8 protein-coding genes are annotated in these 10,927 nt (G+C 68.0%); 4 read left to right on the top strand and 4 right to left on the bottom strand.

Annotated elements, in window-relative coordinates; translation table 11 throughout:
• Positions 1-251 precede the first annotated feature (251 nt).
• A complete protein-coding gene (locus tag ADBZ5N_RS13865; RefSeq protein WP_526258271.1) occupies positions 252-1,658 on the top strand; it encodes an acyl-CoA synthetase in 1,407 nt (468 codons plus the stop codon).
• A 12-nt stretch (positions 1,659-1,670) separates the two neighbouring features.
• On the opposite strand, the gene ADBZ5N_RS13870 is transcribed toward ADBZ5N_RS13865, so the two are convergent.
• Positions 1,671-3,050 (bottom strand): dihydrolipoyl dehydrogenase family protein, encoded by a 1,380-nt coding sequence (locus ADBZ5N_RS13870; RefSeq protein WP_526258274.1) that lies wholly within the window; start codon positions 3,048-3,050, stop codon positions 1,671-1,673.
• 104 nt (positions 3,051-3,154) lie between these two features.
• Positions 3,155-4,105 carry a 2,3,4,5-tetrahydropyridine-2,6-dicarboxylate N-succinyltransferase gene (gene dapD, locus ADBZ5N_RS13875; protein ID WP_526258276.1) on the bottom strand — a complete coding sequence of 317 codons (951 nt, stop codon included), beginning with the start codon at positions 4,103-4,105 and terminating at the stop codon, positions 3,155-3,157.
• A gap of 19 nt (positions 4,106-4,124) precedes the next feature.
• Here dapD and dapE point away from each other — a divergent pair, with 19 nt between their 5' ends.
• Positions 4,125-5,186: a succinyl-diaminopimelate desuccinylase gene (gene dapE / locus ADBZ5N_RS13880; RefSeq protein ID WP_526258286.1), complete on the top strand. Its 1,062-nt coding sequence runs from the start codon at positions 4,125-4,127 to the stop codon at positions 5,184-5,186.
• Here the strand turns inward: dapE and ADBZ5N_RS13885 are convergent, their stop codons facing one another.
• Complete coding sequence (locus tag ADBZ5N_RS13885) at positions 5,187-6,686, bottom strand: NADP-dependent isocitrate dehydrogenase (RefSeq protein ID WP_526258278.1); 1,500 nt, start codon at positions 6,684-6,686, stop codon at positions 5,187-5,189.
• A 90-nt stretch (positions 6,687-6,776) separates the two neighbouring features.
• Positions 6,777-9,014, bottom strand: coding sequence for an AAA family ATPase (locus tag ADBZ5N_RS13890; RefSeq protein WP_526258280.1), 2,238 nt, complete (start codon positions 9,012-9,014; stop codon positions 6,777-6,779).
• Positions 9,015-9,063: 49 nt separating this feature from the next.
• Here ADBZ5N_RS13890 and log point away from each other — a divergent pair, with 49 nt between their 5' ends.
• Both log and ADBZ5N_RS13900 read left to right on the top strand, forming a co-directional pair.
• Positions 9,064-9,678 (top strand): cytokinin riboside 5'-monophosphate phosphoribohydrolase, encoded by a 615-nt coding sequence (log, locus tag ADBZ5N_RS13895; protein ID WP_526258282.1) that lies wholly within the window; start codon positions 9,064-9,066, stop codon positions 9,676-9,678.
• The coding region (locus ADBZ5N_RS13900) for an AMP-binding protein (protein ID WP_526258284.1) at positions 9,668-10,927 on the top strand (1,260 nt) is incomplete at its 3' end. The genes log and ADBZ5N_RS13900, both read left to right, overlap by 11 nt.

Consider the following 10,927-nt stretch of genomic DNA (forward strand, 5'->3'; position numbering starts at 1 on the left):
CCGTCGACCAGGCTCATCTGGTTGTCCATTTCCGCCTGCGCGGTACCCGGCACGGCGAAAAACCCCGCCACCGAGATACTCAGCGCACCCAGAACACGACCGACACTCCGCATGGTGGCCCCTAACCGCCGAGATGGGCATAACAGATAGCTCATCGGTAACACCGATCACAGTGTTACCGCACCGGCGGAAAATTTCTCGACCGGCCTCTGACCAGTCCACATAGCTCGTGGGTCGGGTAGCCTCGCGGGGTGCTGCTGGCCTCGCTGAACCCGGCCGCGGTGGCCGCCGGAGCCGACCTCGGTGACGCGGTCCGCATCGACGGCGTCACCCTGTCCCGCAGTGATCTGGTGGGCGCAGCGACCTCGGTCGCCGAGCGGGTCGGGGGAGCCCACCGTATCGCGATTTTGGCGACGCCTACCCCGGCGACGGTGTTGGCCGTAACGGGCTGTCTGATCGCCGGGGTGCCGTTCGTGCCGGTTTCCGCCGACGTCGGCGCCGCAGAGCAGGCCCACATTCTGACCGACTCCGGTGCCCAGGCCTGGCTCGGTGGGGTGCCGCCCGACCCGGCCGGACTGCCGCACGTCCCGGTGCGGTTGCACGCCCGGTCCTGGCACCGCTATCCCGAACCGGCCCCGCACGCGACCGCGATGGTGATCTACACCTCCGGGACCACCGGCCCGCCCAAGGGCGCGGTGCTCAGCCGCGCCGCGGTGGCCGCCGACCTCGACGCGCTCGCCGATGCCTGGCAGTGGACTCCGGAGGACACCCTGGTGCACGGGCTGCCGCTGTTCCACGTGCACGGCCTGGTACTGGGCCTGTTGGGCTCGCTACGGGTGGGCAACCGGTTCATTCATACCGGCAAGCCCACCCCGCAGGCCTACGCCGAGGCGGCCGGCACGCTGTACTTCGGGGTGCCGACGGTCTGGGCGCGGATCGCCGCCGATCCCGGATCGGCCCGGGCGCTGGCAGGAGCCCGGTTGCTGGTGTCCGGCAGCGCCGCGCTGCCCGTCCCGGTGTTCCGCCGGCTGACCGAACTGACCGGGCACGCCCCGGTGGAACGGTACGGCTGTACCGAGACCCTGATCACCGTCAGCACCCGCGCCGACGGAGAACGCCGGCCGGGCTGGGTGGGTATGCCCCTGGATGGGATGTCGACCCGGCTGGCCGGCGACGACGGTGCCCCGGTGCCCCACGACGGGGACAGTCTCGGCAGCCTGCAGGTCCGGACACCGACCATCTTCGACGGCTACCTCAACCGGCCCGATGCCACCGCGGCGTCTTTCACCGCGGACGGCTGGTACCGGACCGGCGACGCCGCCGTCATCGACCCCGCCGGGATGCACCGTATCGTCGGCCGGGAGTCGGTGGATCTGATCAAGTCCGGTGGCTACCGGATCGGCGCCGGTGAGATCGAAACCGCCCTGCTCGGCCACCCAGGGGTGACAGAAGTAGCGGTGGTGGGACTGCCCGACGAGGATCTCGGCCAGCGGATCGTCGCTTTCGTCGTCGGGGACGCCGCACCCGATGAGCTCAGCAACTTTGTGGCCCAACAGCTTTCGGTGCATAAACGGCCCCGGGAGGTCCGGCTCGTCGACGAACTGCCGCGTAACGCGATGGGCAAGGTGATCAAGAGGGAACTGATGTCCGGCGGCTGACGGCCCGCCTCGCTACAGTTCCGCGAACAGCAGGTTGAGCGACTCCGCCATGGTGGGGTGGGTGAAGATCGTGTCGCGGACCTGCTGATAGGGAACCTGACCCATCATGGCCATCTGCACCACCGACATCACCTCGCCCGCGCTGTGGCAGAACAGCGAGCAGCCCAGAATCTGGCTTGTCTGCCGGTCGACGACAGCCTTGAGCAGGCCCTTGGTCTCGCCGGCGGTGTTGGCCCGCGGCACTTTGGCAGCCGACAGTGTGGCGACTGCAACGTCGAAACCCTTTGCCACGGCTTGCTCTTCGGTCAATCCGACCCGGCCCAACTCGGGGTCGATGAACAACGTGTACGGCATCAGTCGGCCGGCCGTGCTGCGTCCGGCGTTGTGGAGCACGTTGGCGAGCAGAATGCGGTGGTCATCCCAGGATGCGTGGGTGAACAGCGGTCCGCCGTTGCAATCGCCGATGGCGTAGATGTTTTCGGCGCTGGTCTCCAGTTGGTCGTTGACGGCGATCGCGCCCTTGGGGTTCAGTCGTACCCCGGCCGCTTCAAGGCCCAGTCCGGCGGTCGTGGGGGTACGGCCGATCGCCACCATCAGATGGCTGGCGCTCAGCGTGGCTGGTGTGCCGTTGCGGGAATAGATGACGTCCACGCCCAGCGGGCCGGACCGCACTGAGTCGGTCTCGGTGTTGTCGAGGAATTCGATTCCGTCTTCTTCCAACACTTTCTGGATCTCGGCGGCGACATCGGGATCCTCGTTGGGCAGGAATCGTTCACCGCGTCCAAGGACGACCACCTCGCTGCCCAGCCGGCGGAAGACCTGAGCGAACTCCAGCGAGATGTAACCTGCGCCGATGATCGCCAGCCGGGCCGGCAACTCCTCGAGTTCCATCACCGATGTGCTGGTGAGGTAGTCGACGGTATCCAGGCCGGGAATGGGCGGGATCGTGGTGTGGCTGCCGGTGTTGATGTAGACCCGCTCACCGCGCACCACCCGCGTCGAGCCGTCGGTCATCGCGACCTCGATTGTCCGGTCACCGACGAACATCCCGCGGCCCAGCAGGAACGTCAGACTCGCGGTAGTGGTGAACAACGTCCAGTGGGTGTCCACCATTGCCGAGACCACCCGGCGCTTACGTGCGATCACCGGTGCCAGATCGGCCGGCGGTGGGTTCAACGTGACTCCGTAATCGGCTGCGCGTGTGGCCAACTCAACCAACTTCGCGCTGGCAACCATTGTCTTGGTAGGAATACACGCCACGTTGATGCAGGTTCCGCCGATCTGCCCCTTCTCGATCAGGGCTACGTTGTGACCGGCGTCGGCCAACGCCATGGCCAGGGACTTGCCACCCTTCCCGCCGCCGAGCACCACATCGTCGAATTGCTCCACCATTGGCTGCACTCCTCGGCTGTCGGGACTACCCGGTCAGGTGAAAGTGTGACGACGTCGCCGACGGTGCGGGTGCGGATGGGCGATTTCCGGCCGGCGCGCAATCGTCAGTTGGCGTGCAGCGCCTCGTTGAGGGTGATCCCGGTGCCGTCGCGGGACACCACCTCGACCGCCCCGGTCACCGAATTGCGGCGGAACAGAAGGCTACTGGCGCCGGAGAGTTCGCGGGCCTTAACCGTTGCGCCGTCAGCCATAGTCACCTTGGTGCCGGCGGTGATGTAGAGCCCCGCTTCAATGACACAGTCGTCACCGAGTGAGATCCCCAGCCCGGAGTTGGCGCCCAGCAGGCAGCGCTTGCCCACCGAGATCACCTCGGTGCCGCCGCCGGAGAGGGTGCCCATGATCGAAGCCCCGCCGCCGACGTCGGAGCCGTCACCGACGACGACGCCGGCCGAGATCCGGCCCTCCACCATCGAGGCGCCCAGCGTGCCGGCATTGAAGTTCACAAAACCCTCGTGCATGACCGTCGTGCCCGGCGCCAGGTGCGCGCCCAGGCGCACCCGGTCGGCGTCGGCGATGCGCACTCCGGTCGGCACCACGTAGTCGACCATCCGCGGGAACTTGTCGACCCCGTACACCGTCACCGGGCCGCGCCGGCGCAGCCGCAGTCGGAGCTCCTCGAATCCCTCGATTCGGCAGGGTCCGTAGTTGGTCCACACCACGTTGCTCAGCGCCCCGAACACGCCGTCGAGGTTGAGCCCGTGTGGTTCGACCAGACGGTGCGAGATCAGGTGCAGTCGCAGATAGGCGTCATAGGTGTCGGCCGGTTTGTCGGCGAGCACGGTGACGGTGCGGATCGGCACGATCTCCACGCCCCGGTCGGGGTCCGGGCCGGACAGTGCGGCGAAGGTGTCGGGAACCTCGGCCGGGGCCAGGCGGGTGGTGCCCGACGGGCTGTAGGCCCCGAGCTCCGGTTCGGGGAACCAAGCGTCAAGCACCGTGCCGTCCTCGGCGATGGTGGCCAGTCCGAAGCCCGCAGCAGAAGTCACGGTGGTCACCGTACTAGCCTGGACGGTTGTGCTTGATCTGCGCTCCGACCCCGATCTGCTGACCGCCGCGCTGATCGACATTCCCAGTGTCTCGCGCGACGAACGGCGGATCGCCGATGAGGTCGAGGCGGCCCTTCGGGAGCAGACCGGCTACGAAGTGATCCGCAACGGCGACGCGGTGTTGGCCCGCACCGATCTCGGCCGACCGTCGCGGGTGATCCTGGCCGGGCACCTCGACACCGTGCCGATCGCCGACAACGTGCCGGCCCGGCGCGACGCCGACCACATCTACGGCTGCGGAGCCTCGGATATGAAGTCCGGCGACGCGGTGTTCCTGCACCTGGCGGCGACCGTCGCCGAACCGGTCCACGACATCACGCTGATCCTCTACGACTGTGAGGAGATCGAAGCCAGCGCCAACGGACTCGGCCGGATCGAGCGCGAACTGCCGGACTGGCTGCGCGCCGACGTCGCGATCCTCGGCGAGCCCTCCGGCGGCTACATCGAAGCCGGCTGTCAGGGCACCCTACGGGTCGTACTCTCGGTCGCCGGAACCCGGGCCCATTCGGCGCGGTCCTGGTTGGGGGACAACGCCATTCACAAGCTCGGGCCGGTGCTCGACCGATTGGCGTCCTACCAGGGCCGGGTGGTCGACATCGACGGGTGCACGTATCGGGAGGGCCTGTCGGCGGTTCGGGTCGACGGCGGCGTGGCCGGCAACGTGATTCCCGACGCGGCGTCGGTGATGGTGAACTTTCGGTTCGCGCCGGACCGAAGCCCCCGAACGGCACTTGATCATGTCCATGAGGTGTTCGACGGCCTCGCGGTGGACCTGGAGCAGACCGACGTGGCCGCCGGGGCACTGCCCGGCCTGCACCATCCCGCCGCGGCGGCACTGGTAGCCGCCGCAGACGGGATGGTGCGGGCCAAGTTCGGCTGGACCGACGTCGCTCGCTTCGCGGCGTTGGGCATCCCCGCGGTCAACTACGGCCCCGGTGACCCCAATCTGGCGCACCGCCGCGACGAGTGGGTGTCGGTGGCCCAGATCGGTGCGGTCACCGCGGCCCTACGCCGCTACCTGTCCGCCTAATCACTGCCCCTGGCCCAGCGAGTATCCCGGAACCCCGTCGAATCGGTACAGACCCTCGGACTTGACGAACTCCAGGCCGGCGCCGGTGAGCCGATTGAGCAGGTTGATGATGTCCGCATTGCTGGCATGGCCGGGTTCGGGAGCGTGGAAACGGCACCGCCACTGGTCGACGCAGAACGTCTCCGGCAAGCCGTCGGGCCACACCTTCACCCCGCGGTTGGTGATCATCTTCAGTTGCAGCCAACTGTCGTGGGTGGCGCCCTTGATCTTCGCGGCCAGGTCGTCGGCCCGAATCCCGTCGGCGTGCAGGAAGACGTCCACCCCGTCGCAGGTTTTCTCCTCCCGCGTGCGGGGGGTGAGGGTGATCGTCGTCTCGGGGTCGACGACCGGATAGTCCACCGGCGCAAGCTTCTTCGGTCGCTCGCCGAGATGATCGACCACCGCATCGGCGAACTGGGTAGTCGACAGTGCTCTGCGGCCGTCCCCGGCGATGTCTCGGGTCGCCGCTCCGGACTCCAGAGCGGCCAGCCAGCCGTTGTGCACTCGGGTGGCGATGTCGCCCTGGCCGATATGCGCCAACATCATCACCGAGCCCAGCAGCAGGCCCGAGGGGTTGGCCATGTTCCGGCCGGCCAGTCCGGGCGCCGATCCGTGAATGGCTTCGAACATCGCCACACCGTCTCCGATGTTGGACGATCCGGCCAGCCCCACCGACCCGGCGATCTGGGCAGCGACGTCGGAGAGGATGTCGCCATACAGGTTGGGCAGCACCACCACGTCGAAATCTTCGGGGGAGGCTGCCAGTTTCGCCGCGCCGATGTCGACGATCCAGTGCTCGTTCTCGATGTCGGGGTACTCGCCGGCCACCTCGTCGAAGATCTGGTGGAACAGGCCGTCGGTGGCTTTCATGATGTTGTCCTTGGTTAAACAGGTGACCTTCTTGCGGCCGTTGCGGCGGGCGTACTCGAAGGCGTAGCGGTTGATCCGCTCGCACCCGGGCCGGGTGATGAGTTTGAGGCACTGCGTGACGTCGTGGGTCTGCCGGTGTTCGATGCCGGCGTAGAGGTCCTCCTCGTTCTCCCGGATGATCACCAGGTTCATGTTCGGGTGTTTGGTCGGCACGAAGGGCGAGTAGGCCACACACGGCCGCACGTTGGCATACAGACCCAGGCTTTTGCGGACGGTCACGTTGAGGGATTTGAATCCGCCGCCCTGCGGGGTGGTGATCGGCGCCTTGAGGAAAACCCTGGTCCGCCGCAGCGACTCCCAGGCGGTCGGTTCGATGCCCGCGGAATGCCCGCGGCCGTAAACCGCCTCACCGATCTGTACCTCCTCGAGGGCCAGTCGCGCGCCGGCGGCGTCGATGATCTTCAGGGTGGCGTCCATGATTTCCGGTCCGATGCCGTCGCCGCGCGCGAGCGTGACGGGAACCGGGGCGAGTGATGAGTCCAAGTCGGCGCCGGCGTCGGGGAAAACGCTGTGGTCGGCATGGATCGTCATGGAGGTGGCCTTTCGCTCGATGCTATGACGCCACCAGATTAACGCGATTATGAAAACGCGTAAAGAACTTCGCGTATTTGAGTTTGCTTTTTACTGCAATTCCGCTGCCTGCCGGCGGGCGTCGGCGGCGGCGCCGAGGAACCCTGCCGCAGCCAGTCGCTGCGCCGCGGCGGTCAGTGCCGCCGGGTCGGCAGCGGCCACCGCCCGGGCGTGGGCAAGGGCCATGTCGGTGTAGTCGCAGACCACCGAGTCCGCGATCTGGCCCAGGGCGTCGGCCGCCCGGCGGTCGCCCAGGCGCGCGGCCTCATGCCAGGCCCGCACCGCGACCGCGAACTGCCCACTGCGTTTGGCGGTGCGCGCGGCGTCTCGTGCCGCGGTGATGGCCGCGGGACGGTCACCGATGGTGGCCAGCCGCCACGCCCGGGCTATCCCCAACTCTGGCGCGAACATCGCCGATTTCGTTCCGTGCCGAGATTGCGCGCGCGCCAGCGCTTTTGCCGACTCGGCGATCTCACCCAGGTAGCCCAGCGCCGTGGTCAGATACATCAGCGCCAGCGGCCCCCACGAGTAGCCGGTGCGGGCGAGGATGTCGGCGGCCGGACGCAGCAGATCCGCCGCTGCGGCCGCCTCGCCGCGGGCCAGCAGCACCTGGGCCAGCAACACCTCACCGATCGCGCGGCCGGGCTGGGCGAGTTCGGCGAAATCGGTGAACTGGCGCGCGGCCTCGTGGGCGGCGTCGAGCTTTCCCTCCATCAGCAGGGTGCTGGTCTCGGCCAGGCCGATGGTGAACCGCAGCAGACCCGGGTACTGCGCGCCCATCGCCCGCGCGATCGCCGGATCGACGGCGTCGAACCGTCCCATCCGGGCCGAGGACAGCGCCGCGGCACTGCCTGCCCAGGCCACGGCCATATCGGGGGCGTCGGCGTGCCCGAGGACCTCCTCGGCTACCTCGATGGCACGGCGGACGTTGCCCGCGTTCATCGAGAAGGTGGCCGAGAGTGCGTCCAGGGTGATGTGTGAGGAGGTTTCACCGACCTTGCGTCGCACATTCTGCAGAAAAGTCGTCGCACGTTCAGGTTCGGAGAGCATCCAGAACTGGTTGGCGGCCCGCGGTAGTGCCCAGGCCATCATCTGGTCCTCGCTCATGTCCGCGGGGTCGACCGCGGCCAGAACGGCCTCGGCTTCCCGGCCTCGGCCCTGCCAGGCCAGCGCCGAACTCAGCGTGAGCCGGGCGTTGAAATGCTCACCCCGGTCGAGGATCCCGCGGGCCAGCCTTTCGGACAGCGCGATATCGCCAAGTTGCAGGGCCTCCTGGGCGGCGGCGATCACCGCGTCGCTGTCCACCGGACCGTCGCCCTGCAGCGCGATCAAGGTACGGCCCAGGCGGTCGGCCGGGGTCTGACTCGGGGTGGTAGCCAGTTGCGCGGCCACTCCGGTGCGCAGATGCTGCACCTCGGACCGGTCGAGCATGGTGGCGAGCCGTTCCAGGAACAGCGGATGGCCGCTGTAGACGAAATCGGTGTCGCCGACCCGACGTAGCAGCACCGCTTCGGCGGTGATCGCCTGATCCAGCGTCGTCTTGTCGGTCAGCGCGGCGAGATCTGGCCGGGACAGCGGCTCGAAGACGCACAGATGCCCGAGCAGTCGACGCACCTGAGGGGTGAGCGTGCCCAGATAGTGGTCGATGGCCGCGGCGAGTATCTCCTCGGTGCCGCCGGTGCTCAGCAGCATCCGCAGATGCAGCGGATTGCCGGCGCTGCGGCGGTACACCGTTGCGGTATCTGTCCCCTTCACGCCCGCGCCGCCGACGGCGTCGACCACCGCTGCGGTCTCCTCGCCGTCAAGTGGAATCACGTCCAACCGGTGCAGTAGCCCGTCGCCCCACAGCGCGCTGACGACCTGCGGGATCCGCAGCACCGAGCGCACCGTCACGATCAGCGGGCTGGCCGGCTCCTGCACGAGGTGGTAGACCAGGCTCGCCGACAGCGGATCGAGCAGGCGGGCGTTGTCGACGATGATCGGTCGCGAATCAGCTTGCGAGCGAATCGAATCAGCCGCCGACTTGATCAGCGCGGCAGGCTTGCCGGCGTCGTGGCAGTCCAGTAGCGGCCCGAACGCCCCAAACGGAACGGTGGACTGCGCCAGAGTGCCGACCACCCAGAGCGGCTCGCCGCGGCCGAGTCGTTGTGCGGCCATCGCCGCCAGCGTGGTCTTGCCGACGCCCTCGTTGCCGACCAGCGCCACACCGGCGGGGGTGGCGTTGAGGGCATCGACGATTGGACCCAGGGCGCGTCGCGCGACGAGTGGCCACGGCGTGGGAACCGGCATAGCCACCGACTTTAGGTGGCCCGCGGATGCTCTGGTCTAGGTTTCGAGTGTGGCGCTGCCAAGTCCCGAATCCGCCCCTCCTCCCGACTCCGGTCCCCCGCAGTGGGCGGTATGCGTCTACTGCGCCGCAAGTCCCCGTCATCCCGAACTGCTGGAGTTGGCGCGTCGGGTCGGAGAGGGTATCGCCGAACGCGGGTGGACCCTGGTCTCCGGGGGCGGCAACGTTTCAGCGATGGGAGCGGTGGCAGCCGGTGCGCGGTCACGCGGGGGCCGCACCGTCGGGGTCATCCCCAAGTCGTTGGTGCACCGCGAGGTGGCCGACGTCGACGCCGACGAACTGGTGGTCACCGACAGCATGCGGCAACGCAAGCAGGTCATGGAGGACCGCAGCGACGCATTCCTGGCGCTGCCCGGCGGGATCGGAACCCTCGAGGAGCTTTTCGAGAGCTGGACTGCCGGGTATCTCGGAATGCATGACAAGCCGCTGGTGTTGCTTGACCCACACGGCCACTACGACGGGCTGTTCGGCTGGCTTTCATCGCTGGTCGACACCGGCTACGTCGCGCAGGCAGCGCTGGATCGGCTGGTGCTGACCGGCGATATCGAGACGGCGCTGAACGTCTGCGCCGGCGTCGCGGAAAGGAGTGACCGGTATGGGCGCTGACGCCAACGACTCAACCGCGGCCAAGCATTCGGTGGGACTGCTCGATCTGCTCACCGGCCTGCCGGCGGTGGTGATGGACGCCCCGGTGATCGTCCGCGGTGCCCTGACCGGTCTGCTGGCGGTGCCCACCTCGAAAACCTCGATCGGCAAGGTGTTTCAGGACCGCGCCGCCCGGCACGGCGATCGTGTCTTCATCCGATTCGGCGACCAGAGGATCACCTACCGGCAGGCCAACGAGACCGCCAACCGCTACGCCGCGGTCCTGGCCGAGCGAGGTGTGCGCCGCGGTCAGGTGGTCGGGATCATGCTGCGCAACTCCCCGGAGGGGGTGCTGACCATGCTGGCGGCCGTCAAGTGCGGGGCGGTGGCCGGGATGCTCAACTACCACCAACGGGGCGAGGTTCTGGCACACAGCATCGGCTTGCTCGACGCGACGGTGGTGGTCGCCGAGAGTGATCTGGTCGAACCGATCGTGGACTGCGGCGCCGAGGTCGCCGATCTGCTCACCGTCGAGAACCTGGCCGCACTGGCGCAGGGCAAGCCCGCCGGTAACCCTCCGTCGGCATCACAGGTGCAGGCCAAGGACCCGGCGTTCTACATCTTCACCTCCGGCACCACCGGTCACCCCAAGGCCAGTGTGATGACCCACCATCGCTGGCTGCGGGCGCTGGCCGCCTTCGGCGGACTAGCCCTGCGGTTGCGGGGCGAGGACACGCTCTACTGCCCGCTGCCGCTCTATCACAACAACGCGCTCACGGTGGCGCTGTCGGCGGTCGTCAACGCCGGCGGCACGCTGGCCCTGGGCAAGACCTTCTCGGCATCCCGGTTCTGGGACGAGGTGCGCCAGATGGAGGCCACGGCCTTCATCTACATCGGCGAGTTGTGCCGATATCTGCTCAACCAGCCGCCCCGCGACACCGATCGCTTGCACAAGATCCGGGTGATCGCCGGCAACGGGCTGCGCCCGGAGATCTGGGACGAATTCACCCGCCGGTTCGGCATCGGCCGGGTGGCTGAGTTCTACGCCGCCAGCGAGGGCAACACTGCCTTCATCAACATCTTCAACATCCCGAAATCGACCGGGATCAATCCGCTTCCGATGGCCTACGTCGAATACGACCCGGAGACCGGGGAACCGGTTCGCGGTTCCGACGGGCGGGTGCGCCGCGTCCCGTCCGGTCAGCCCGGGTTGCTGATCAGTCCGGTGACGCGGCTGGCGCCCTTCGACGGCTACACCGACGCCGCGGCG

Source organism: Mycobacterium sp., from assembly GCF_044370595.1.
Lineage (GTDB): Bacteria > Actinomycetota > Actinomycetes > Mycobacteriales > Mycobacteriaceae > Mycobacterium.

Coding starts and splice junctions, on each gene's coding strand:
- ADBZ5N_RS13885 (WP_526258278.1), bottom strand. CDS start 6,686: ATGACGATCCATGCCGACCACAGCGTTTTCCCCGACGCCGGCGCCGAC.
- ADBZ5N_RS13890 (WP_526258280.1), bottom strand. CDS start 9,014: ATGCCGGTTCCCACGCCGTGGCCACTCGTCGCGCGACGCGCCCTGGGT.
- ADBZ5N_RS13870 (WP_526258274.1), bottom strand. CDS start 3,050: ATGGTGGAGCAATTCGACGATGTGGTGCTCGGCGGCGGGAAGGGTGGC.